Source organism: Thioclava sp. NS-SX20, assembly GCF_057380695.1.
Genome location: NZ_CM170816.1, coordinates 2,378,823 through 2,400,000, shown reverse-complemented (window position 1 = coordinate 2,400,000; position 21,178 = coordinate 2,378,823). Strand labels below are relative to the sequence as shown.

The 21,178-nt window shown below is 59.5% G+C and carries 22 protein-coding genes, 1 tRNA gene and 2 rRNA genes (1 of these 25 running past the window's edge); 13 read left to right on the top strand and 12 right to left on the bottom strand.

The features are described from left to right. The 3 genes from AC2ISB_RS11830 to AC2ISB_RS11820 form a co-directional block, all read left to right on the top strand. Window positions 1-2,455, top strand: a 23S ribosomal RNA gene (locus AC2ISB_RS11830); it begins 376 nt to the left of the window's first position. Window positions 2,456-2,527: 72 nt separating this feature from the next. Continuing rightward, window positions 2,528-2,642 (top strand): 5S ribosomal RNA (gene rrf / locus AC2ISB_RS11825). A 63-nt stretch (window positions 2,643-2,705) separates the two neighbouring features. Beyond that, a tRNA-Met gene (locus AC2ISB_RS11820) sits at window positions 2,706-2,782 on the top strand. A gap of 15 nt (window positions 2,783-2,797) precedes the next feature. Here the strand turns inward: AC2ISB_RS11820 and AC2ISB_RS11815 are convergent. Next, a complete protein-coding gene (locus AC2ISB_RS11815) occupies window positions 2,798-3,151 on the bottom strand; it encodes a hypothetical protein (RefSeq protein WP_486575154.1) in 354 nt (117 codons plus the stop codon). On the opposite strand from AC2ISB_RS11815, the gene AC2ISB_RS11810 reads away from it, so the two are divergent. Further along, window positions 3,150-3,923 carry a phosphatidylglycerol lysyltransferase domain-containing protein gene (locus AC2ISB_RS11810; protein ID WP_486575152.1) on the top strand — a complete coding sequence of 258 codons (774 nt, stop codon included), beginning with the start codon at window positions 3,150-3,152 and terminating at the stop codon, window positions 3,921-3,923. The two genes, AC2ISB_RS11815 and AC2ISB_RS11810, sit on opposite strands and share 2 nt — an antisense overlap. On the opposite strand, the gene AC2ISB_RS11805 is transcribed toward AC2ISB_RS11810, so the two are convergent. Beyond that, entirely contained in the window at window positions 3,914-4,957 is a 1,044-nt protein-coding gene (locus tag AC2ISB_RS11805) for an SDR family oxidoreductase (RefSeq protein WP_486575150.1), read from the bottom strand. The two genes, AC2ISB_RS11810 and AC2ISB_RS11805, sit on opposite strands and share 10 nt — an antisense overlap. Before the next feature lie 78 nt (window positions 4,958-5,035). On the opposite strand from AC2ISB_RS11805, the gene AC2ISB_RS11800 reads away from it, so the two are divergent. Continuing rightward, complete coding sequence (locus AC2ISB_RS11800; RefSeq protein WP_486575148.1) at window positions 5,036-5,908, top strand: LysR family transcriptional regulator; 873 nt, start codon at window positions 5,036-5,038, stop codon at window positions 5,906-5,908. Window positions 5,909-6,226: 318 nt separating this feature from the next. Here AC2ISB_RS11800 and AC2ISB_RS11795 read toward each other — a convergent pair whose 3' ends face one another. Then, complete coding sequence (locus tag AC2ISB_RS11795; protein ID WP_406721402.1) at window positions 6,227-7,213, bottom strand: NAD(P)H-quinone oxidoreductase; 987 nt, start codon at window positions 7,211-7,213, stop codon at window positions 6,227-6,229. Window positions 7,214-7,216: 3 nt separating this feature from the next. Further along, window positions 7,217-7,900 carry a COQ9 family protein gene (locus AC2ISB_RS11790; protein WP_486575146.1) on the bottom strand — a complete coding sequence of 228 codons (684 nt, stop codon included), beginning with the start codon at window positions 7,898-7,900 and terminating at the stop codon, window positions 7,217-7,219. Window positions 7,901-8,010: 110 nt separating this feature from the next. Here AC2ISB_RS11790 and rpsU point away from each other — a divergent pair, with 110 nt between their 5' ends. Then, window positions 8,011-8,217, top strand: a complete 207-nt coding sequence (gene rpsU, locus AC2ISB_RS11785; protein ID WP_083217574.1) for a 30S ribosomal protein S21 — start codon at window positions 8,011-8,013, stop codon at window positions 8,215-8,217. Between the two features lie 84 nt (window positions 8,218-8,301). Here the strand turns inward: rpsU and AC2ISB_RS11780 are convergent, their stop codons facing one another. Beyond that, entirely contained in the window at window positions 8,302-8,955 is a 654-nt protein-coding gene (locus AC2ISB_RS11780) for a ribonuclease T2 family protein (protein WP_486575144.1), read from the bottom strand. Between the two features lie 132 nt (window positions 8,956-9,087). On the opposite strand from AC2ISB_RS11780, the gene AC2ISB_RS11775 reads away from it, so the two are divergent. Next, the gene (locus AC2ISB_RS11775) at window positions 9,088-9,849 is read left to right on the top strand and encodes a DUF1013 domain-containing protein (RefSeq protein WP_339108399.1); all 762 of its coding nucleotides are present in this window, start codon (window positions 9,088-9,090) and stop codon (window positions 9,847-9,849) included. A gap of 50 nt (window positions 9,850-9,899) precedes the next feature. Here AC2ISB_RS11775 and AC2ISB_RS11770 read toward each other — a convergent pair whose 3' ends face one another. Continuing rightward, the gene (locus AC2ISB_RS11770; RefSeq protein WP_486575142.1) at window positions 9,900-10,922 is read right to left on the bottom strand and encodes a Hint domain-containing protein; all 1,023 of its coding nucleotides are present in this window, start codon (window positions 10,920-10,922) and stop codon (window positions 9,900-9,902) included. Window positions 10,923-11,210: 288 nt separating this feature from the next. Between AC2ISB_RS11770 and AC2ISB_RS11765 the strand changes: the two genes are divergently transcribed. The 5 genes from AC2ISB_RS11765 (at window position 11,211) to AC2ISB_RS11745 (ending at window position 14,993) form a co-directional block, all read left to right on the top strand. Continuing rightward, window positions 11,211-12,176, top strand: coding sequence for a L,D-transpeptidase (locus AC2ISB_RS11765; RefSeq protein ID WP_339108397.1), 966 nt, complete (start codon window positions 11,211-11,213; stop codon window positions 12,174-12,176). 218 nt (window positions 12,177-12,394) lie between these two features. Next, a complete protein-coding gene (gene panB / locus AC2ISB_RS11760; RefSeq protein WP_406721397.1) occupies window positions 12,395-13,219 on the top strand; it encodes a 3-methyl-2-oxobutanoate hydroxymethyltransferase in 825 nt (274 codons plus the stop codon). After that, the gene (gene panC, locus AC2ISB_RS11755; protein WP_486575139.1) at window positions 13,216-14,055 is read left to right on the top strand and encodes a pantoate--beta-alanine ligase; all 840 of its coding nucleotides are present in this window, start codon (window positions 13,216-13,218) and stop codon (window positions 14,053-14,055) included. The genes panB and panC overlap by 4 nt, the downstream gene beginning before the upstream one ends. Before the next feature lie 40 nt (window positions 14,056-14,095). After that, entirely contained in the window at window positions 14,096-14,353 is a 258-nt protein-coding gene (locus AC2ISB_RS11750) for a hypothetical protein (RefSeq protein ID WP_406721396.1), read from the top strand. A 7-nt stretch (window positions 14,354-14,360) separates the two neighbouring features. Beyond that, complete coding sequence (locus tag AC2ISB_RS11745) at window positions 14,361-14,993, top strand: DUF1523 family protein (protein ID WP_486575137.1); 633 nt, start codon at window positions 14,361-14,363, stop codon at window positions 14,991-14,993. Window positions 14,994-15,010: 17 nt separating this feature from the next. Here AC2ISB_RS11745 and AC2ISB_RS11740 read toward each other — a convergent pair whose 3' ends face one another. Continuing rightward, complete coding sequence (locus AC2ISB_RS11740) at window positions 15,011-15,382, bottom strand: hypothetical protein (RefSeq protein ID WP_339108392.1); 372 nt, start codon at window positions 15,380-15,382, stop codon at window positions 15,011-15,013. A gap of 160 nt (window positions 15,383-15,542) precedes the next feature. On the opposite strand from AC2ISB_RS11740, the gene AC2ISB_RS11735 reads away from it, so the two are divergent. Further along, the gene (locus AC2ISB_RS11735) at window positions 15,543-15,911 is read left to right on the top strand and encodes a hypothetical protein (RefSeq protein WP_406721394.1); all 369 of its coding nucleotides are present in this window, start codon (window positions 15,543-15,545) and stop codon (window positions 15,909-15,911) included. Between the two features lie 95 nt (window positions 15,912-16,006). Here AC2ISB_RS11735 and grxD read toward each other — a convergent pair whose 3' ends face one another. The 5 genes from grxD to AC2ISB_RS11710 all read right to left on the bottom strand — a co-directional run bounded on the left by grxD (window position 16,007) and on the right by AC2ISB_RS11710 (window position 21,049). Further along, window positions 16,007-16,366, bottom strand: coding sequence for a Grx4 family monothiol glutaredoxin (grxD, locus tag AC2ISB_RS11730; protein WP_339108390.1), 360 nt, complete (start codon window positions 16,364-16,366; stop codon window positions 16,007-16,009). Window positions 16,367-16,572: 206 nt separating this feature from the next. Then, window positions 16,573-16,815, bottom strand: coding sequence for a BolA/IbaG family iron-sulfur metabolism protein (locus AC2ISB_RS11725; protein WP_339108389.1), 243 nt, complete (start codon window positions 16,813-16,815; stop codon window positions 16,573-16,575). Window positions 16,816-16,886: 71 nt separating this feature from the next. Further along, the gene (locus AC2ISB_RS11720; RefSeq protein ID WP_486575135.1) at window positions 16,887-17,903 is read right to left on the bottom strand and encodes an FUSC family protein; all 1,017 of its coding nucleotides are present in this window, start codon (window positions 17,901-17,903) and stop codon (window positions 16,887-16,889) included. Window positions 17,904-18,093: 190 nt separating this feature from the next. Further along, the gene (gene purL, locus AC2ISB_RS11715) at window positions 18,094-20,259 is read right to left on the bottom strand and encodes a phosphoribosylformylglycinamidine synthase subunit PurL (RefSeq protein WP_486575134.1); all 2,166 of its coding nucleotides are present in this window, start codon (window positions 20,257-20,259) and stop codon (window positions 18,094-18,096) included. Window positions 20,260-20,422: 163 nt separating this feature from the next. After that, entirely contained in the window at window positions 20,423-21,049 is a 627-nt protein-coding gene (locus AC2ISB_RS11710; RefSeq protein ID WP_339108386.1) for a hypothetical protein, read from the bottom strand. Window positions 21,050-21,178: the final 129 nt, after the last annotated feature.

Here is a 21,178-nt window from a genome sequence, read left to right as displayed (position 1 = left end):
AACAGGACGTATTAAGTAGGGCGGGACACGTGAAATCCTGTCTGAAGATCGGAGGACCACCTTCGAAGGCTAAGTACTCCTTACTGACCGATAGCGAACCAGTACCGTGAGGGAAAGGTGAAAAGCACCCCGACGAGGGGAGTGAAACAGTTTCTGAAACCGGACGCCTACAAGCAGTCGGAGGAGCCTCGAGCTCTGACGGCGTACCTTTTGTATAATGGGTCAACGACTTGGTCTTACGAGCAAGCTTAAGCCGATAGGTGTAGGCGCAGCGAAAGCGAGTCTTAAAAGGGCGACGAGTTCGTGGGATCAGACCCGAAACCGAGTGATCTAGCCATGTGCAGGATGAAGGTTGGGTAACACCAACTGGAGGTCCGAACCGACACCCGTTGAAAAGGGTCCGGATGACGTGTGGCTAGGGGTGAAAGGCCAATCAAACTCGGAGATAGCTGGTTCTCCGCGAAAGCTATTTAGGTAGCGCGTCGATTGTATTCTCCCGGGGGTAGAGCACTGCATGGATGATGGGGGCCCACAGCCTTACTGAGTCTAAGCAAACTCCGAATACCGGGAAGAACTGATCGGCAGACACACGGCGGGTGCTAACGTCCGTCGTGGAGAGGGAAACAACCCTGACCAACAGCTAAGGCCCCCAATTCGTGGCTAAGTGGGAAAGCATGTGGGACTTCCAAAACAACCAGGAGGTTGGCTTAGAAGCAGCCATCCTTTAAAGATAGCGTAACAGCTCACTGGTCTAGTCAAGAGGTCCTGCGGCGAAGATGTAACGGGGCTCAAGCCACGAGCCGAAGCTTTGGATGCACTGTGAAGTGCGTGGTAGCGGAGCGTTCTGTGATATAGAACGCTGCCTCCTTAGTATCCTCGGATACATTGGAGGCAATGTTCTGACTGTGAAGCCGGGCTGTAAGGCATCCGGTGGAGTGATCAGAAGTGAGAATGTTGACATGAGTAGCGACAAACAGGGTGAGAGACCCTGTCGCCGAAAGTCCAAGGGTTCCTGCTTAAAGCTAATCTGAGCAGGGTAAGCCGGCCCCTAAGGCGAGGCCGAAAGGCGTAGTCGATGGGAACCAGGTTAATATTCCTGGGCCGTGAGATGGTGACGGATCTGAACCGTTGTTCACACTTATCGGATTGTGTGGGCAGCCTACAGGTCCCTGGAAATAGCCTCTCTATAAGACCGTACCCGAAACCGACACAGGTGGACTGGTAGAGAATACCAAGGCGCTTGAGAGAACCACGTTTAAGGAACTCGGCAAAATGCCTCCGTAAGTTCGCGAGAAGGAGGCCCCATCGCTAGGCAACTAGTGGTGGGGGGCACAAACTAGGGGGTGGCGACTGTTTACTTAAAACACAGGGCTGTGCGAAGCCGTAAGGCGACGTATACAGTCTGACGCCTGCCCGGTGCCGGAAGGTTAAAAGGAGGGGTGCAAGCTCTGAATTGAAGCCCCGGTAAACGGCGGCCGTAACTATAACGGTCCTAAGGTAGCGAAATTCCTTGTCGGGTAAGTTCCGACCTGCACGAATGGCGTAACGATCTCCCCGCTGTCTCAAACGTGGACTCAGCGAAATTGAACTGTGTGTCAAGATGCACACTACCCGCGGTTAGACGGAAAGACCCCATGAACCTTTACTACAGCTTCACACTGGCATCAGGATTGTGATGTGCAGGATAGGTGGTAGCCTTTGAAACCAGAACGCCAGTTCCGGTGGAGGCATCCTTGAGATACCACCCTTCGCACTCTTGATGTCTAACCGCGGTCCGTTATCCGGATCCGGGACCCTGTGTGGCGGGTAGTTTGACTGGGGCGGTCGCCTCCCAAAGAGTAACGGAGGCGCGCGAAGGTGGGCTCAGACCGGTCGGAAATCGGTCGTTGAGTGCAATGGCAAAAGCCTGCCTGACTGCGAGACTGACAAGTCGAGCAGAGACGAAAGTCGGCCATAGTGATCCGGTGGTCCCAAGTGGGAGGGCCATCGCTCAACGGATAAAAGGTACTCTGGGGATAACAGGCTGATGGTGCCCAAGAGTCCATATCGACGGCACCGTTTGGCACCTCGATGTCGGCTCATCTCATCCTGGGGCTGGAGCAGGTCCCAAGGGTACGGCTGTTCGCCGTTTAAAGAGGTACGTGAGCTGGGTTTAGAACGTCGTGAGACAGTTCGGTCCCTATCTGCCGTGGGTGTAGGATACTTGAGAAGAGTTGCCCCTAGTACGAGAGGACCGGGGTGAACGGACCACTGGTGGACCAGTTATCGTGCCAACGGTAGTGCTGGGTAGCTATGTCCGGACAGGATAACCGCTGAAAGCATCTAAGCGGGAAGCCCCCTTCAAAACTAGGTATCCCTTGAGGGCCGTGGAAGACCACCACGTCGATAGGCTGGAGATGTAAGTGCAGCAATGCATTCAGTTGACCAGTACTAATTGCCCGATTGGCTTGATTTGATCCAGTAGTAGACAGACACTCCTACAGATCAAAATCATGCATACAACTTGACTTGCACGCTCTTTACTCGGTTTGGTGGTCATAGCGCTGGCTATACACCCGGTCCCATTCCGAACCCGGCCGTTAAGGGCCAACACGCCAATGGTACTGCGTCTTAAGACGTGGGAGAGTAGGTCACCGCCAAACCTAGCAAAGAGCGTCAATCATCTCTATATAACGATAACACCCCCCAAACGAGACAAACAATAACGCGGGATGGAGCAGCCCGGTAGCTCGTCAGGCTCATAACCTGAAGGTCGTAGGTTCAAATCCTACTCCCGCAACCACCGAAATCTTACCAATCAGCCGCAAAGCCTCCCTAAGGAGGCTTTTTTGTTGTCTATCAATACTTTGGAATGAAGAAGGGCCTCCAAAGAGCCCCCCACATTGCTGATGATCGTGATCCGTATGCCGTCCCGACTGTCTGGGTCCCCTATGAGCTCTATACGGTCGATTAGGCCTGTGAGGAGCGCATTGGCGGCGATGAGCTGATCCGAGCCCGTCAGCAAGCTCTCCAGCCTAACCAGTTGTGAGTGGTAGATTAGCTTGAGGTCTTTGAGCGTTGGCATCTTGATCTCTTCGGGTGCGGAGGTGGCGGAGAGTTCGGTTTTGAGAGCCTTTAACTCCTCCTCCCGTAGGCGCAGCCGGTCGAGCATGGTCGCGCATAAATTCGGCGAGGAGGCGGTGGTCGATCTGCGTAACTTCAGCCTTGAAGGCCCCGAGCGCAAGAAGATCCGCGCGGCTTATGCCCGCGCACAGCGCGACCAGATGAGCTTCGAGCTGGTGGACGGCCCGCATGATCTTGCGCTTCTGACCGAGCTGAAGATCATTTCGGACATATGGCTCCGCTCCAAGATCGGTGAGGAAAAGGGGTTTTCGGTCGGCAGTTTCGATCCTGCCTATCTCGACCGCACTCCCATCGCCCTTGTCCGCCATGAAGGGCGTATAGTGGCCTTTGCCAATCTATGGGTGACCGAGCGCAAACAGCGTGCCGCCATCGACCTCATGCGCCACCGTGATGATATCCCGAACGGTGTGATGGATTTTCTGTTCACGGCGCTTTTTCTTGAGTTCAAGGAGAATGGCCCTGCCGAGTTCTCGCTTGGCAATGCACCGCTCTCGTGGCTCGTGGCTCGTGGCTCGTGGCTCGTGGCTCGAGGCGCGGCGCGGCGTGCGGCTGAGCACGCATCTTGGTGCCTTCCTCTATCGACACGGGCGCCAGTTCTACAATTTCGAGGGGCTGCGCACGTTCAAGCAGGAATTCGCGCCCAGATGGGAGCCGGTCTATATCGCCGTGCCGCCTCGGGCAAATCTTGTTGCGGTAGGCCGCGATCTGGTTGCGGTTATCAGCCGGGCCGTGCCGCCCAAAACATAGCGGGTCGGGGCACTTCTTACATTTTTGTAAGAACTTGGTCAGCCTACCGATGATCCGGCAAAGCTAAGAGGGGCGTGGGGGCTATACGTTGCGCATTGAACCAGTCTACTTCATCTCTAATAGTCTGGACCATTGGTCGGAAGGTAAGCCCCAATTCTCTCTGTGACTTTTCGGGATTGAACCTTGTACGATCGTTTTCGGCGCAGATGGTGCGCACCGTCGCAAGGCTCAAAAGTGCAGGCCTGCCAGAGATACGGGCCGTGAGTTCGTGCAAGACTGCGATCGGCCATAATAACGCCATGGGGATTTTCCTGCTTGGCGCGGGTATCTGCGTGACCTTTTGATATATCGCCACCAGATCCTGCATTGTGACATGATGCCCTGCTGCAAGATAATGCTCCCCCTTACGGCCTTTTTCTGCTGCCAAGACCAGCGCGAGAGCCACATCGCGGGCATCGACGAAAGACACGGTTCCGGGTGGAATGCCTGGCAGAGAGCCGTTCAGATAGTCCCGCGTGAACTGGCCTGCCGCCGTTGGCCCTATATCTCCAGGGCCGTGCATCCAGCCAGGCATGACGAATGTGGCGAACATCTTTGGATGCTGCTCCAAGAACCGCATCACGACATCATCAGAAAGCATCTTGCTTCGGTAATAGTCATCGGCGTCGCGCAGGTCTCTGGTCATCGTCTCGTCTATCAGCGATCCACGGGGACCATGCACCACCGCGATCGAACTGGTATGGATGAAACGGCGTATGCCTGCGGTATATGCCGCGGAGATCAACGCCTCTGTGGCATCGATATTGATCCGCTTGAGCATGGCCCAGTGCTTTCCGCCGCCATAACTCTCGCGGAAATAAGCCGCGGTGTGAAACACCGTGTCGCACCCCGAAAGCGCCGCTGCGAATGTCGTAACGTCCAGCAGATCGCCTTCGATAATCTCAAGCTGGGGGATCGCTCCGAACTGCGCATGGGCTTTGGCCCGCGAGCGGACAAGCGCGCGCACGAAAATACCGCGATCGAGCAGCAGCCGCACGAGATTATTGCCCAATAGCCCGGTGGCACCAGTGACGAAAACGGTTTGCATGAAAGATCTCCTTGCGGGCGCACACTGCGCCGCTTAGCGATTTGATAGCAAAGCCGGGCTTTGCGTAGAACGCACACCATGGCAAAACAGCTTTGTCAAAATGCACAGCAGAGAGCCAAGATGAACTGGGATGATATCCGATTGTTGCTGGCGATCTCGCGGCGCGGCAGTTTCCTCAGGGCGGGCGAGACGCTCGGCATGGCTGCCTCGACCCTCTCACGCCGGATCACGCAGCTGGAACATCAGATGGGCGCGGCTCTGGTCGAACGCGGCGCGGATGGAACGCGCCTAACCGAGAGGGGATCGACTTTGATCCAAGCGGCGCAGGAGTTCGAAAGCGCGCTTATCCTGCCACAGAAGAGCGCTGGTCTTTCCGGTCGCGTCAGGGTGACAGCGGGCGACGGGTTCATCGGGTTGGTTGCTGATGTTGCCGCGCGTTTCATTTCCGAGCATCCCGGCTGCTCCGTCGACATCACCAGTTCGCCCGAGTTCGTAGAGCTGGCACAGGGCGCCTCCGATATCGCAGTGCGCACCGCACATCTGGGAGAGCCGTCGCTGATCTATCAACGGATGCCTGAGGTTTCACTCGGCCTTTACGCGATCAAAGATCTTGGCATCAAACGGAACGCTCGCCCCGAGGACATACCGATGATCGGGCTTTTGCCGCCAATGGACCAGTTGCCCTATATGAAAGCCGCGCGGGCAGCAGGATTTGGCAACATCCGCATTAGGGTCTCGTCTTTTGCCGCCCAGATTCAGGCCGTAGAGCGGGGGCACGGGGCGGCCGTTCTCCCACATTCTCTAGCGGTGGGGCTTGTAGAGCTTTTCCCTAGTGTGAGCCTTCCGCAATTGGATGTGTTTCTCGTTACGCGGCCTCAAGCTCTGCGCCAAACGCAGATCAGGGCATTCGCAGATCTTCTGAAAAAGCAGATGTCAGAGCAGGTAGCATGATGAGGCTCTCGCGGTTCTGTCGCCCTATGCGTAACGAAGGTCAGCGTTCCTTGCTGCGCGGCGCATGAATGGCCGCTATCCCAAACTCGCCGCAGGCGCCAAGCCGCACTGCCGCAAGTCCGCTTTCCGCCCATTGTGTTCCGCAGGAAAAGGTCCGGTAGCGTCTAAAGTTTGTAAACGGTAAGATTTCGGTGGTGTCAGGCTCACGCAACCAGCTTTAGCGAACGAGCCGCACCCGAAAGGGATGCGGTTTTTTGCTGTCCGTGGCCTGTGTGTGGCGGGGCTTCTGTTCCCGAAGGCCCCGCCCCGAGACGGAGGTTATTTGACCTTCAGGACGATCTTGCCGATATGGGTCGAGCTCTCCATGCGGGCGTGGGCTGCGGCGGCTTCGGTCAGGGGGTAGGTTGAATCCAGCAACACCTTCAGCTTGCCCGTTTCGACCATCGGCCAGACCCTTTCGAGCAACTCACTTGCGATAACAGCTTTCTGTGCATCGGTTTGCGGGCGCAGCGTCGAGCCGGTGATGGTCAGACGGCGGGTCATCACGGGGGCGAAATTGATTTCGGCTTTCGGCCCTTGGAGGAAGGCGATAAAGACCAGCCGCCCGTCCATTGCCAAAGCTTTGAGATCGCGCTTGATATACTCGCCTCCGACCATATCGAGGATCAGATCCGCACCGCCCTGAGCGGTGAGAATCTTGACGAAATCCTCCTCGCGATAATTGATGGCGGTGGCGCCCAGATCCGCGCAGGCCTTGCATTTTTCGGCGGAGCCCGCCGTGGCAAAAACCGTGGCGCCGAGCGCACGGGCGATCTGGATGGCGGTGGTGCCGATGCCGGACGAGCCGCCATGCACCAGAAAGCGTTCGCCACCTTTCAGACCGCCGCGCATCACCACGTTGGACCAGACGGTGAAGCAGGTCTCGGGCAGGCAGGCGGCCAGTTTCAGGTCCATACCTTTCGGGACGGGCAGGGCATGGGCAGCAGGGCAGGTGACAAATTCGGCATAGCCGCCACCGGGCAGAAGCGCGCAGACCTCGTCGCCCACGGACCAGTCGCTGACACCCGGCCCGCACGCAGCCACACGGCCCGAACATTCCAGCCCGGGCAAATCGGATGCGCCGGGCGGGGGATCATAGGCTCCGGCGCGTTGCAGCGCATCAGGACGGTTGACACCTGCATAGGCCACCTCGATCAGGATCTCGCCATAGCCCGGCACAGGCACGGCGCGATGGGCGGGTTGCAAGACCTCGGGGGCGCCCGGTTGGGTGATTTCCATCACCTGCATTTCATGGGGGAGGCTCATTTTTCAGTCCTTATCCTGCGGGGCCGCGGTTTTGCCGGGCAGATCCTCGCAGCCCTGCGGCGCGCGAATGCCCGAAAGCATGGTCTTCACAAAGGGCAGCTTCATGACGCTGCCCTTCACTTTCTCGAATTGCATGACATCCTCGATCCGGCGGTCGATAAAGGCCCAGGTCTCTGCATGGTCTTCGCTTTCATCGCCCATCCAGTACAGCACTGAAGCCGAATAGACGCCGGTCAGTGTCATGCGTTTGGTGTACCAGTTGTAATCGGTCGAGCTGTCGCCAAGCGTGGTCCAGATCAGGTCGCAGGTGTCCCAGACCAGTCGGGTGCCGGTCGCGGCATTTTGCGGCAGGGCAAAAGTTGCAGCCCCTCGGCGCACCAGTTCGGGGTCGACAGCTTCGAGACGGGTGCGCAGGGCAAAGGCGACCCTGTCACGGAATTTCATCGCTGACAGATCGGCGGTTTTCAGGGCGCTTACCATCGCCCGATCCCCGCGCCGGTGATATTCCACCGCCAGATCCAGCGCCCCCCGAGGGCAGAGGATCTTGGCGACACCCGGGTCGATACCCGAATCACTTACGGCCATATCGAAGGCCGGTTTGGCCCAGCCATCGAAAGGAACATGGGGCAGGATCGCATCCAACAGCTCTGATTTGGCGCGATCGGCATCGAGATGATCGTTTTTCATGGCCTTTCCCTTTCGGGCCCCTTTCAGGTGGTGGACAAATGGAAGGTTTATAGCTATATGAAGCGCTCCTGCAAACCGATGCAACTCTAACTTAGGAAGGTGGTGACACCATGCAGGTCAGCGTTCGCGATAACAACGTCGATCAGGCGCTTCGTGCCCTGAAGAAGAAACTTCAACGTGAAGGCGTTTTCCGTGAAATGAAGCTTCGGCAACATTTCGAGAAGCCGTCCGTGAAGAAAGCGCGCGAGAAGGCGGAAGCCGTTCGCCGTGCCCGTAAACTGGCGCGTAAAAAAGCACAGCGTGAAGGGGCTCTCTGAGTTTCGACGTGTTGAGAAAGCTGGCGGGTTTGCCCGCACCATGAACCCCCTCGGTTTCCTTGGGGGTTTTTTGGTGTCTTACGTTCAGCGGATGCCATCCATCCGCGCATCCGTCAGCGCGCAATCGCGGATCACATCGGCCCCGCAGGTGCGGGGCGTCAGGTCTTTCGTCAGGCAGATGCGCACCTCCTGGATGCGGTGGGATTGGCAGGTGATGGTCACGCCATCGGCGCTCAGCCGCGGATTGGCCTCAAGGAAGGCCTCCTCCACCACGCTGGCGGGCAGGGTGACATCCTTGCGCAGCTGCTCGAACACATCCGGGATTTTCACGCTGTCATAGGCGCGGCGGGCCAGATCCAGATAGGCCTGCGCCGCAAGGCCCGAGCAACGCCCGTGTTTATTCCACTGATACCAAGCCGCCCCTGTTGTGCCCATGATATCCGCCATTGCCGCCGTCTGCCGCTTGGACGGATCGCGTGCTGACATGTTGCAATAGCTGGGCCAGCCGGTTTCGTTTTGCGGCCAGAGCCCGTGCAGCACAAAATCATGCGGTCCGTTGCGGTCTGTGTCGCATTGCGGCGAGTTACGGGCATCGCCCGTTAGGGCACACCATGTTGGGGACCAGCTGAGCGCAAGCACATAATAATCGAATTGGCCTGCCTTTTCGCCCTCGGCTTGCGCAGAAAGACTGGTGCTCAGAAGTGCCAAGATTATCAGGAATACGCGAAGTTTCGTCATTTTCTCTTTTCCCGAGCTGTGGATTTGAGTATATACGAGGCCAATTCCCCACCAGAAATGGATCGCGGCGTAGGGATCTCCCGCCCGCAGCCGATTTCTCGGCACGGGAGAGATATGTAAAGGATGGCTGAGATGACCAACAAGCCCCTGATGGCAAGAGCGACCGCCGTGTGGCTGGTGGACAATACCACGCTGAGCTTCAAGCAGATCGGTGACTTCACCGGCATGCACGAGCTGGAAATCCAAGGCATCGCCGATGGTGATGTGGCTGTGGGCGTGAAGGGCCAGGACCCTGTGGCGCATGGCCAGCTGGACGCCAGCGAGATCGAGAAGGGCGAGAAAGACGCGCTCTACAAGCTGAAGCTGAAGTTCAACAAGGCGGCTGTTGGCGAAGACAAGCGCCGTGGCCCGCGCTACACGCCGCTGTCCAAGCGTCAGGACCGTCCGAACGCGATCCTGTGGCTGGTGAAATTCCACCCCGAACTGGCCGATGCGCAGATCGCGCGTCTGGTGGGGACCACCAAGCCCACCATCGCCTCGATCCGCGAGCGCACCCACTGGAACATCCAGAACATGACCGCCATCGATCCGGTGGCTCTGGGCCTGTGCCGCCAGTCCGAACTGGATATGGAAGTGCAGAAGGCCGCGAAGAAAGCCGCTGCGATGGGCGTCATGACCGATGACGAGCGCCGCAAGCTGGTGTCCACCGAGCAGTCGCTGGAAATGTCGGACGAGCCGCGTCTGCCGTCCTCTATTGCGGGGCTGGAGAATTTCTCGCTTTCGAAGCCGGAAGATGACGATGAGCGTAAATCGCCCGCCGATTATTCCGATGCGGACAGCTTCTTCAACCTGCCGCATGGCGATGATGACGAAGAAGAAGACGAGCGCCGCTAAGGCCCCGATCTTTGTAACAGAAAACCGCCACGATTTTTGTGGCGGTTTTTTTATGGGCCGAATTGGGGCAGAGAGATCCGCAGCTCTTGTGCCAAGGCGCGGGTTGTATGGCGCTGCGCGGCCCGCATCGGCCAGAGCGGCTTGGCCGGAGTGGGGGTGCGACCCATGATCTTGCGGATCTTTCGGGCAATTTCCGGCGGCAGAAGCGACAGCGCCACCGGTCCGGGCCAGAAGCTCTCGCAGGGGAGGCCATTGGCAAAAATCACCGCATGCCGCTGTAGGACGATATGGATATAAGGCCCCGCAATTTCCGGGGCACGACCGATGCGGGGGCGGACAAGTAGCGAAGAGGCGGGCAGAAGCGCGTCAATCTCGGCAATATATACACGGTGATGCGCCGATAGAATCAGCGTCTTTCCGGGCAGACCATTGCCAAGCGCATGGGCCCGCAGGCGGATGGGCCGATGGTCGCGCGCGCTGTCCAGCGGAACGCGCGACTGCAAGAGCATGGCAACCGGCGCGGCGGTGCCATCGTGACAGCGCAGCATATCGCCTTGGCGCAGGGCTTGGGCCATTTTCTGCTGCCCGTCCGCCATAAGAAAACGGGTGCGGGGGCCGAAGCAGGATGGCGCGGAGGTGGCATAGGCATAGCTGCCGCTTGTATAGTCAATGGCCTGTATCACCGTCAGCGGTTCGCCATAGGGCGGCGGCGTCCCCTGAATGACGAAGCCTTCGATATTCCACGCATCCCCATTCAAAGAGACGAATTGCAGCGTATAGGTGTTGCCCAGCGAATCCTGCACGATGACATCATATTCCGCCTCGATGATGGTGCCTGCCGCATAGTTGACCCCGCCGATCGTATATCCGGCAGCCAGAGTTTGCGTGTTGTCATCATCATCGAAGGTCGCGTTGGTTTGGTCATCGACCTGAAGGACGTCGCTCGTCGCGCCGGGTTGCAGGGTGATCGTGTCCACATTGACGGTGAACTGGTAGCCCCCATTATTGCTGAAGGTCCCCGCCGTGGTACTGGCATAGCTCAGATCAAAGAAGTTGAGGTTGAAGACGGCCATGACGGCTCCGTATGCGACGATCAGCCCGTATGATCCCGCAGAATGATTAAGTTTAATTTATCCGCGTTAAGTGTGATCGGGGAAACGGCGCCCTGCTGCCGCAGAAACCGGCGCAAATGTCATATGTTGGCCACCGCTTGCATTTTTTTCACCTTCGGGGGAACCGAGTTGCGGTCAATAGGCTTGACCGCTTACTGGAACATGAAAATAAGGTCCGGTTAACCCACGACCTGCCGATCTGCCCGGCAGGCGCTGGTTTGTAAAAAAGTTCCGAAAGGATTTGCTGCTGTGTCATCTCTATTTGTTCGTTTTCGCCTGCCGATGATTGCGGCTGCGGGGTTGGTTGCGTTGGCGGGATGTGCCGCACAGCCGCATACCGATAGCCCCTCGACCCGGATCTCGACAGCGTCGGTTCCGGCTGAATATCGCGCGCGCCAAGACGAACTGGAACCGGATGTGACCGTTCCGGCCATCAATCCGCGTTATCTGACCGAGCGTAACCGCCGTCAATGGGTTGATTACAACGGCCCCGAGGCGGTCGGCACCATCGTTGTGGACCCCTATGCCCGCGTGGCCTATCACATCGTCGCGCCGGGGCGTGCGATGCGTATGGGGGTTGCGGTCGGCAAGGCCGGTAAGGGCTTCTCGGGGACGGCCGTGATCCGTCGTAAAGAGGTCTATCCCAGCTGGACGCCGACCAAGAACATGATCCGCAATGATCCCGACCTCTATGGTCCGCTGTCGGGCGGGCTGAAGGGGGGGCTGGAGAACCCTCTGGGGGCGCGGGCGCTGTATCTTTATAAAAACGGTCGCGATACCTATTACCGTCTGCACGGTACGATGGACCCGTCCTCCATCGGCAAGGCGACATCGGCAGGGTGCATCCGCTTCTTCAATCAGGACATCATGGATATGTTCGACGAAACGGATCTGGGCACTGTCGTGAAGGTGCGTTCGAAGGCGGAAAGCCTGAAGATGGAAGGCCCGATGACCGAGCTGCATTCGGGATATGTGGTGCCCTCGTCGGATACCGCAGCCATCGAGGCGGATGCGAAAGCATGGGATGAGGGCAAGATCGAGGATCCGGCCATCTCCGATAAGGAAGCGCATGACCGCGCGGTGGCCGCAGCCAAGGCACAGGCATCTGGCGGGGATCCGGTCGCGGCAGCAGAAGCTGCGGAAAAAGCCGACGAGGCGATCTATCCGGCGGCCATGACCGATGCAGAGCGCGAGGCCGCACTGAGCGGGAACTGATCGTATAAACAGGTTTTCCCACGGGTGGGAAAAGGGGATGCGCGGCAGGCCGACCGGTCTGTCGCGCTTTCATTTATGCCAGGCCCGGACCGGCCTTTCGGGGGGCGGGTGGCACCTTCGTGGCAGGGGGCAGGGTTTTCTTTGCAATTGCAGAAACTGGGGGCTATTGCTCTGGCACCTGCATCGGAGGATATGCAGGCCAAAGGAGGACATAGCCCATGAGTGCTGCTGCAAAGATCTCGCGCAAGATGCCGAGCGATATTGCCGCAATGAAAGGCCAAAGCCCGATTGTCTGTCTGACGGCTTACACCACCCCTATGGCCCGTATCATGGACCCGCATTGCGATCTGGTTCTGGTGGGTGACAGTCTGGGCATGGTGGTGCACGGGCTTGAAAGCACCTTGGGCGTGACCTTGGAGATGATGATCCTGCACGGTCAGGCGGTGGCACGCGGGGCGCAGGCGGCCTGTATCGTGGTGGATATGCCCTTCGGCTCCTATGAGGAAAGCCCCGCGCAGGCGTTCCGGAACGCTGCCCGTATCATGGCCGAGACCGGCGCGCAGGCCGTGAAGCTGGAAGGCGGCGCGCATATGGCCGACACGATCCGCTTCCTTGTCCAGCGCGGCATTCCGGTGGTGGCGCATATCGGGCTGACCCCGCAATCCGTCAATGTTTTCGGGGGGTATAAGGTTCAGGGGCGTGGGGATGCGGCGGCGCGTCTGATGGCCGATGCCGTTGCGGTGGACGAGGCCGGAGCCTTTGCGGTGACGCTGGAAAAGGTGCCGCAGGGGCTGGCCGACCGTATCACCGCCGAGATTTCGGTGCCGACGATCGGCATCGGGGCCAGCGTGAACTGCGACGGGCAGGTGCTGGTGGTGGATGACATGCTGGGCCTGTTTACCGCCTTCAAACCGAAATTTGTCAAACGCTATGCGCAGTTGGGCGATGCGGCAGGGCAGGCGGTTGCTGCCTATGCCGAAGAGGTGCGCGCGCGCCGTTTCCCTGCGCCCGAACATATGTTTTCCGACGAGGTGAAGAAATGACCTTGGTGATCCGTAATTCCGCCGAACTTCAGGACAAGGTCGCGGCATGGAAACGCTCTGGTATGCTGGTCGGTGTAGTGCCGACGATGGGCGCGCTGCATGATGGGCATCTGAGCCTTGTGAAGGCGGCAAGGGCGCAGTCGGACCGTGTGATCGTGACGATCTTCGTGAACCCGATGCAATTCAACAATACCGATGATCTGAGCAAATACCCCCGCGACGAGGCGCGTGATCTTGCGCTTCTGGACGAGGCGGGGGTGGATGTGCTGTTTGCGCCCGAGGTGGCCGAGGTCTATCCCGACGGGTTTTCCACGACCGTATCGGTCAGCGGGGTCTCGGCCCCGATGGAGGGCGAACACCGCCCGGGCCATTTCGACGGGGTGGCGACCGTGGTGGCCAAGCTGTTTGGCATGACGCAGGCAGGGCGCGCCTTTTTCGGAGAAAAGGACTGGCAGCAATTGCAGGTGGTGCGCCGGATGGTGCGCGACCTCAATCTGCCGGTGACCGTGATCGGCTGTCCGACCATCCGCGAGGCCGACGGTCTGGCCATGTCCTCGCGCAATGTCCGGCTGAGCCACGAAGACCGTAGCATGGCACCGCTCTTGCATCAGGTCTTGCAAGAGCTTGCCGCCAGTTTGCGCGCGGGTGCCGATGTCGGGGTGGCTTTGGCCTCGGCCCGCGCGGAGCTGGCTGCGAAAGGGTTCGGCACGGTCGAGTATCTGGATCTGCGCGCCGGAGACAGCCTTGCTCCGCTGGCGCAGCTTGAAGACAATGCACGCCTGTTGGTGGCATTATGGTTGGGCAATGTCCGCTTGATCGATAATATCCCCGTTTAGGCGCGGCGGATGGCGGCGCCCCCCTCGGTGTGGAGAGCATATGCGCGCATTTCTGAGCTTTGCAGTCATCGGGTTCGGGGTTTTATGCCTGATCTACTGGCTGGTTTCGCTTTACGCGCGCTCGCGTGTCCGCGAGGGGCTGGAGCGCGCGGCGGACGGGCAGCTTGACCCCGAAGCCTATATTGCCGAAGGTCTGCGCGATTATGCGCGCTCCCTGCGCAAGCGCCTGCTGGTGCTGGTCTTTCTGGTGCCGGTGGGCGTGGTGATCTGTATCGTCTATTTAATGAACTACACATGAGGCCATGATGCGGTATTTCAAATGGGGTTTCTTTGCGGTGCTTGCGCTGCTGGTCTTCGCCTTTTTCCACTACACCCTGCCGCAGCATGACATCGTCCGGATTGTCGGAACGGAGAATCGCCGCATCGATTACGGGCAGCATTCGATCTTCTGGGCAACGCCCGACAAGGCGGCGCAGGCGGTGGGCAGCCGCGATGTGTTCTTCATCCAGACGCAGCGCCCGAACGGCAAGCCGATGGTCTATCGCAACGAGGATACCGGCTGGGGCTGGCCGCCCTATTTCAAGCTGGACAGCTCTAACCTGCAAGCCGTGGCGCAGGATCTTGTCTCGACCAAGGCCAATCCGGTCTGGGTGTCGATCACCCATTATGGCTGGCGCAACGAGTGGATCTCGATCTATCCCAATGCGGTATCGATCAATGTTGTGTCGGGGCCGGATGCGACGATCATTCCTTGGGCGAATATCGTTATCCTGACCTTCCTGCTGATCGTGCTGCTGTTTTTGCGCGCGATGTGGCGGCAGTTTCGCAGGCGCTCCATCGATCCGGTGATCGAGGATATGGAAGAGGCGTGGGATGGTGTCGAAGACCGTGCCGAAGGCCTCTGGGGGCGCGTGAAGCGCCGGTTGGGCGGGAAATAACCCCGCCCGCGCCAAGATCAGCTGCGGCGCATCGCGCCGCGCGATTGGCAGATAAGATTATGGGCAAGGGCCATGATGATTGCGGCAAGGCTGGCGGCCATCATGGTGCCGTCGCTCTGTGTAAGCGCGAATTCCGCCCATAGAAGCTTGAGGGTCAGCGCCGCGCAGATCACGGTGGTGCGCAGGCAGTCCGCGCGTAATGGGGGCTGGCAGCCTTCGCGCAGATTGGCGATGAAGCCGCGCAGCGCGCAGGCACCGGCGGCTGACAGGAGCAGAAGCTCGGGCGGGGCCAGGGTGCCCGCACCGCGTGCGGCCTGAAAAATGATCATCGCGAATATGGCCGTGAACAGGCCAAGCGCGAGTTCGCGGGCTTGAGGGATATACTGCATTTTGCTGCTCATTGGGCTGTGGAGCCCCTTTCCTAGCAGAAAGTGCTTTCCAAATAAACAACATCAGATGGGGCGGCTCTTCACAAAGTCCAGATATTTCTTTCCGCGAAGATGGTCCCATAATCTGGTATGATAGCGGGGTAAGTGGTGCGGCGGGTAAATGAAAGACGATTCGGCATTGAGAACTCAGAGCGTCGATGACCATGTGCCAGAGCAGCTTTTGGCCTTTGCTCTGGAGGCTCTGCTGACCCGCGAGACAGGGTGGGTCGATCTTGTTCCAGCGCTGGCGCGGCGTTTTCCCCATGCCGAGGCGGTGGATATCGCGATTGCACTGACCTCTGCTGCGGCGGAAATCGAACATAGTTTTGTGCCCAGCAGTCCGTCGATGGATGCGGCGCGGCACGGCTACAAGCTTGCCGCCGTCCTGATGCTGGAGATGCATGCCCAGCGGTTGCAGGGCAGGCCGGTGCGTATGGCGGGCGATCTGCTGGAAATGTGGCACGAAAGGCCGTTTCTCGATCTGGGATGACCGATACGGGGCAATCGGGCCGGGGCAATCGGGCAGGCGTGCGGGCGTGAAAAAACCCCGCCTGAGGCGGGGCTTTTGTCGGGCAGGACGGGATCTCAGGCGTTGGCCGCGCGGATCTGCTCTGCCGCTTCCTTGTTGAACTCGATCCCTTTGTCGCTGAACAGCTGGTCAAGCTCGCCCGACAGGGTCATTTCGGTCACGATATCGCAGCCGCCGACAAATTCGCCTTTGACATAAAGCTGCGGGATGGTCGGCCAGTCGGAGAAATCCTTGATGCCCTGACGGATCTCGGCATCGGCAAGGACGTTGATATCCTTATAGGCGACCCCCATGAAATTGAGCACACCCGCCACACGGCTGGAGAAGCCGCATTGGGGCATTTCTTTGGTGCCTTTCATGAAAAGCACGACATCGTTTTCAGAGACGTCTTTCTGGATCTGGTCTTGCGCGCTCATGGCGAAGTTCCTTTGTTTGGCGCATGCGCAATGCATACAGGCCGTATGTGAGTGAGGGCCGATCCGCCCGACGGGGGTGTCGGTATGGCCAGCGGTCTTTGTCCGGACGCTGGTCGCCCGCGATGGACGACTCGGCGCGGCGGTAGGATTTTCGGTCGGGCATGACAGGAGGGCACGATGCCGCGCCTCCTGCCGGTCTGTTCTTGTTACTCGGGCGCCTTTGTCGTGAGCGCCAGCGCGTGGAGGGCGCCGCTCGGGCCGTCCATCGCGCCTTTGAGGGCAGCATAGACTGCGCGCTGCTGCTGGACGCGGTTCTGTCCGCGGAAGGATTCGTCGATGACCTCGGCGGCCCAGTGATTGCCATCTCCGGCGAGGTCGGTGATGGTGATTTTTGCCTCGGGGAACGAGTCTCGGATCAGGTTTTCGATATCCTGGGCTTCCATTGGCATGAAATAGGCACTCCTGCAGCTTCTTGTCTAAATTAGGGCCTGGACGCAGGCGCTGCAAGGGCTGTCCCCTGTCAGCTGGCGGCTTGCGTTCTTTCGCGGTCTCGTAAGGAGGCGATGAAATGCAGCGGTCCGGCCACCAGAAGCGTGCCGCATACCATGCCGCACGCCCCCAAGGCCGTCAGCTCGAAGGAATGACCGACCGCGCCTGCCTCGCCCGCCAGCAGGAAGCACATGTTGCAATCAAGGGCGGGGGCGGCGGTTTTCGGATGGGCGCGCAGCAGGGCCCCCGCAGCCACAAAAAGAATCGCAAGAATATAGATCTGCGGCTGGTTGAGGCCGAGGCTGTCGATGATGGAGCGGTAGACCACCGCCGCACAGACGCCCATGATTACGCCGGGCACCAGCCAGCGGATGATCGGGCGCGGATCGGTCATGGAGCCGATCACGGCGCTGAAAACGGTCATCGCAAGAGCGCCCGACATGATGGCGAAATTCATGGTCAGTCCGGTGGCCGCCGTGCCGATGGTGCAGGCGGTGGCGGCAAAGGCCATCCGCAGGATCAACTGCTGGGTTGAAGGGGGCATGGGGCGCGGCGGGATGGGGCCGTGCCGGCTGGGGGTGAATGACCACGAGACCAGCGTGATGCAGGCGACACCGATCAGGGTGCACCAGATCCGTTCAAGCGCCAGCGCAATGTCGTTTGCGCCAAGTCCCAGCGAGGGCATGACCACCACACCGCAACTGAAAGCCATCAGGGTAAAGCCATAGCTATAGGTCGTGCCGATCCTGTAGGCGAGGCCGGTGCCGATGGCCGCGGTCACCCCGACGGCCAGACCGATCGCGACGGGATTGCCGAGATAGATCAGCGCCAGCAGGCCGATACCGGCCCCCGCCAGCGTGCCGATGACGCGTAAGATACCACGGACCACCATATCCTCACGCATGGGTTGGGCGATGACGAAAACCGGCATGGCCGCCCAATAGGTATTATGAAAGCCCAACAGCTCGGCGATGCTCAGGGCGATGATCGCGGCGAGAAACAATCGCAGGGCTTTTGCAGGGACGCTATCGGCAGCGAAGCGGGTCATTGGATACCTGAAAGCGGTGGTAAAAGGGTGATGCCGATCATAGGCGCTGTGGCAACCTTCGGAAAGGCGCGGCAGTCGCTTTCTCTGTGCGGATATCGTGGGGAAGGCCTTGGCAGATGCGCAGGGCGCAACGTGCCGCGCATGAAAAAGGCCGCTTTGCAGCGGCCTTTCGGGAAGCAGGGGAAGCGGGTTAGCCGTTGATGGCTGCCGCAAAGGCTCCACGGTAGAGCTTGGCCAGATCCGCCAGAGGGGCGCTGTCGCCGCCGAAGCTGACCGACGCGCCGCCGAAGGTGCCGACGCGGGCGATGGTGACGCCTGCGCTTGCGGCGGCGGCTTCCAGCGCGCTTGCGCCCGCCTCGGTTGCGGTGACCAGATAGCGGGCCTGATCCTCACCGAAGAGCTGACCGATATCGGCGCTGTCCAGCGTCACGCCGACGGCTGCGCTTTCCGCCAGTTCGAAGGCTGCCAGAGCCACACCACCATCCGACAGGTCGGTGGCCGAGGTCACCGACTTGCGGTTCTCGCGCAGGAAGGTGCCGTTTTTCAGCTCTGCGTCCAGATCGACTTCGGGGGCCTGACCTGCCTCGATACCGAAGGCTTCAAACGCCAGCGCGGATTGATCCAGATGGCCCTTGGTCGCCCCGATCACCAGCGCGATGTCGCCTTCCGACGGCAGACCTGCGATCAGCTCGTCTTCAAGGTTTTCCAGAAGACCCACGGCGCAGATCGTCGGCGTCGGCAGGATGCCCTGACCATCGGTCTCGTTATAAAGCGAGACGTTGCCCGAAACGATCGGCATATCCAGCGCCTTCACAGCGGCATCGATCCCTTTGATCGCGCCCACGAATTGGCCCATGATTTCGGGCTTTTCGGGGTTGCCGAAGTTCAGGTTGTCGGTGGTGGCCAGCGGCTTTGCGCCAACGGCACAGAGGTTGCGGAAGTTCTCGGCAACCGCCTGTTTGCCACCCTCGAAGGGGTCGGCCTTGACATAGCGCGGCGTCACATCGGCGGTGAAGGCCACGGCTTTCGAGGTGCCGTGGATGCGCACAACGCCTGCACCCATGCCGGGGCGGCGGACGGTATCGCCCATGACTTGGGTGTCATATTGCTCGAAGACCCAATCCTTGGCCGCGTAGTTCGGCGAACCGATCAGCGCCTTCAGCGCCTCCATCGCGCCAATCGCGGGCAGGGCATCAGCCGGAGCGGGCTTCGGCGTTTCGACCCACGGACGATCATATTCGGGCGCGGTCGAGGAGAGCTTCGACAGCGGCAGATCGGCTTTGATCGCGCCATTATGCTCGATCAGGAAGCGGTCTTCCGCGATGGTTTCGCCCACGATGGCAAAGTCCAGATCCCATTTCTCGAAGATGGCGCGGGCCTCGGCCTCTTTCTCGGGTTTGAGAACCATGAGCATACGCTCCTGGCTTTCCGAGAGCATCATCTCATAGGCGGTCATATTGGTCTCGCGCTGGGGAACATTCTCCAGCTTGAGGTGGATACCAAGGCCGCCCTTATCGCCCATCTCCACAGCCGAGCAGGTCAGGCCAGCAGCACCCATATCCTGAATCGAGATCACAGACCCCGATGCCATCAGTTCAAGGCAGGCTTCCATCAGGCATTTCTCGGTGAAGGGGTCGCCGACTTGGACGGTCGGGCGCTTGTCCTCGATGGTGTCATCGAATTCGGCCGACGCCATCGTCGCGCCGCCCACACCGTCACGGCCGGTTTTCGCGCCAAGATAGACGACCGGCATGCCGATGCCGGATGCGGCCGAGTAGAAGATCTTATCGGCATCCGCGAGGCCCGCCGCGAAGGCGTTCACAAGGCAGTTGCCGTTATAGGAGGGGTGGAAACGGACTTCGCCGCCCACATTCGGCACGCCGAAGCAGTTGCCATAAGAACCCACGCCTTCGACCACGCCTTTGACGACATGGTTGGTTTTGGGATGCGAGGGCATGCCGAAGGACAGGCTGTCCATCGCGGCAATCGGGCGGGCGCCCATGGTGAAGACATCGCGCAGAATGCCGCCCACACCGGTCGCAGCCCCTTGGTGCGGCTCGATATAGGAGGGGTGGTTGTGGCTTTCCATCTTGAAGACGATCGCCTGACCGTCACCAATATCCACAACGCCTGCGTTCTCCCCCGGACCACAGATGACCTGCGGGCCTTTGGTGTGCAGCGTACGCAGCCATTTCTTGGATGATTTATACGAGCAGTGCTCGTTCCACATGGCCGAGAAAATGCCAAGTTCGGTGAAGCTCGGTTCACGCCCAATGATTTCCAGAATACGCTCGTATTCGTCGGGCTTGAGCCCGTGAGCGGCGATCAGGTCGGGGGTGAGTGCGGGTTCGGTCATAAATGTCCTCCGGCGGGCGCATCGGTTGCGCATGCCTTAGAACATTGAGCGCGTTGGGGGAAGGCCCCTTGTGCCGCAGGGCGGGATGGAATGGCGGATAGGTGCAAAAATAGGAAAGGACCAGCGCGTGGCTGGCCCTTTCTTGGGGGGAATCACATAAGGATTATGCGTCCTGCTGCTTCTTGAGCGTGTCCAGAAGGCCCGAAAGGGTCCACGGCAGCGACACGACGCCATCATCAAGGTCCGAGGCCGGGACGGTTACCTTGAACATCGACACCGGTGTATCGAGTTTTTCGGAAACGCGGATATACACGGTATCGGTGTCGCCATTCTTCTCGACGCGTTCGATATTGCCGATATCCTGACCATCCTTCGACTTGGCCGAGCCGAGATCCTGTGCTGCGGTCTTGCTTTCGGCAATCCCGAGGCCGCCCTTGTAATTGTATTCGGCAGGGACTGCGGCTTGGGTGTTGTTGCCGTCCATCTTGCCCATCGTGCCCGCATCAGCTTCGGTCACGCCAGCATTGGCTTCGGTTTTCATCTGCACCAGACCTTTCCGGCCATCGGGACCGCCGGTCACATTGGCGCTGGCGGTCGCGGCAGCGGCGGCGTCCTTGGAGCTTTCATCTTGCATCTGAACGATGCCCATCTTATAGTCGACAAGGCCCGCAGGATCGTCCTGATACAGAGAATCCGCGGCGTCAGTGCTCGGTTGCGCGAATGCCGTCATCGGCATGGCAAAGGTTGCGGTAAGCAGCGTGCCGGTCAGAAGTTTATGTGCGGTTTTCATATCTTGGCTCCTCTCGGATGTCATGTTTTAACCGTTGCGGTTCATGCTCCCTCAACCCTGAAATCCGCGCGCCAGTTCCGAAAAACTTTGCCCTTTTGGGCAATTTATGCCGCTTATCGAGGCTAATTC

Excerpts from the sequence above, each read along its gene's own strand:
- AC2ISB_RS11810 (WP_486575152.1), top strand. The coding sequence starts at position 3,150 with ATGGTCGCGCATAAATTCGGCGAGGAGGCGGTGGTCGATCTGCGTAAC.
- AC2ISB_RS11815 (WP_486575154.1), bottom strand. The coding sequence starts at position 3,151 with ATGCTCGACCGGCTGCGCCTACGGGAGGAGGAGTTAAAGGCTCTCAAA.
- AC2ISB_RS11805 (WP_486575150.1), bottom strand. The coding sequence starts at position 4,957 with ATGCAAACCGTTTTCGTCACTGGTGCCACCGGGCTATTGGGCAATAAT.
- AC2ISB_RS11800 (WP_486575148.1), top strand. The coding sequence starts at position 5,036 with ATGGCAAAACAGCTTTGTCAAAATGCACAGCAGAGAGCCAAGATGAAC.
- AC2ISB_RS11795 (WP_406721402.1), bottom strand. The coding sequence starts at position 7,213 with ATGAGCCTCCCCCATGAAATGCAGGTGATGGAAATCACCCAACCGGGC.
- AC2ISB_RS11790 (WP_486575146.1), bottom strand. The coding sequence starts at position 7,900 with ATGAAAAACGATCATCTCGATGCCGATCGCGCCAAATCAGAGCTGTTG.
- rpsU (WP_083217574.1), top strand. The coding sequence starts at position 8,011 with ATGCAGGTCAGCGTTCGCGATAACAACGTCGATCAGGCGCTTCGTGCC.
- AC2ISB_RS11780 (WP_486575144.1), bottom strand. The coding sequence starts at position 8,955 with ATGACGAAACTTCGCGTATTCCTGATAATCTTGGCACTTCTGAGCACC.
- AC2ISB_RS11775 (WP_339108399.1), top strand. The coding sequence starts at position 9,088 with ATGACCAACAAGCCCCTGATGGCAAGAGCGACCGCCGTGTGGCTGGTG.
- AC2ISB_RS11770 (WP_486575142.1), bottom strand. The coding sequence starts at position 10,922 with ATGGCCGTCTTCAACCTCAACTTCTTTGATCTGAGCTATGCCAGTACC.
- panB (WP_406721397.1), top strand. The coding sequence starts at position 12,395 with ATGAGTGCTGCTGCAAAGATCTCGCGCAAGATGCCGAGCGATATTGCC.
- panC (WP_486575139.1), top strand. The coding sequence starts at position 13,216 with ATGACCTTGGTGATCCGTAATTCCGCCGAACTTCAGGACAAGGTCGCG.
- AC2ISB_RS11750 (WP_406721396.1), top strand. The coding sequence starts at position 14,096 with ATGCGCGCATTTCTGAGCTTTGCAGTCATCGGGTTCGGGGTTTTATGC.
- AC2ISB_RS11745 (WP_486575137.1), top strand. The coding sequence starts at position 14,361 with ATGCGGTATTTCAAATGGGGTTTCTTTGCGGTGCTTGCGCTGCTGGTC.
- AC2ISB_RS11740 (WP_339108392.1), bottom strand. The coding sequence starts at position 15,382 with ATGCAGTATATCCCTCAAGCCCGCGAACTCGCGCTTGGCCTGTTCACG.
- AC2ISB_RS11735 (WP_406721394.1), top strand. The coding sequence starts at position 15,543 with ATGAAAGACGATTCGGCATTGAGAACTCAGAGCGTCGATGACCATGTG.
- grxD (WP_339108390.1), bottom strand. The coding sequence starts at position 16,366 with ATGAGCGCGCAAGACCAGATCCAGAAAGACGTCTCTGAAAACGATGTC.
- AC2ISB_RS11725 (WP_339108389.1), bottom strand. The coding sequence starts at position 16,815 with ATGCCAATGGAAGCCCAGGATATCGAAAACCTGATCCGAGACTCGTTC.
- AC2ISB_RS11720 (WP_486575135.1), bottom strand. The coding sequence starts at position 17,903 with ATGACCCGCTTCGCTGCCGATAGCGTCCCTGCAAAAGCCCTGCGATTG.
- purL (WP_486575134.1), bottom strand. The coding sequence starts at position 20,259 with ATGACCGAACCCGCACTCACCCCCGACCTGATCGCCGCTCACGGGCTC.
- AC2ISB_RS11710 (WP_339108386.1), bottom strand. The coding sequence starts at position 21,049 with ATGAAAACCGCACATAAACTTCTGACCGGCACGCTGCTTACCGCAACC.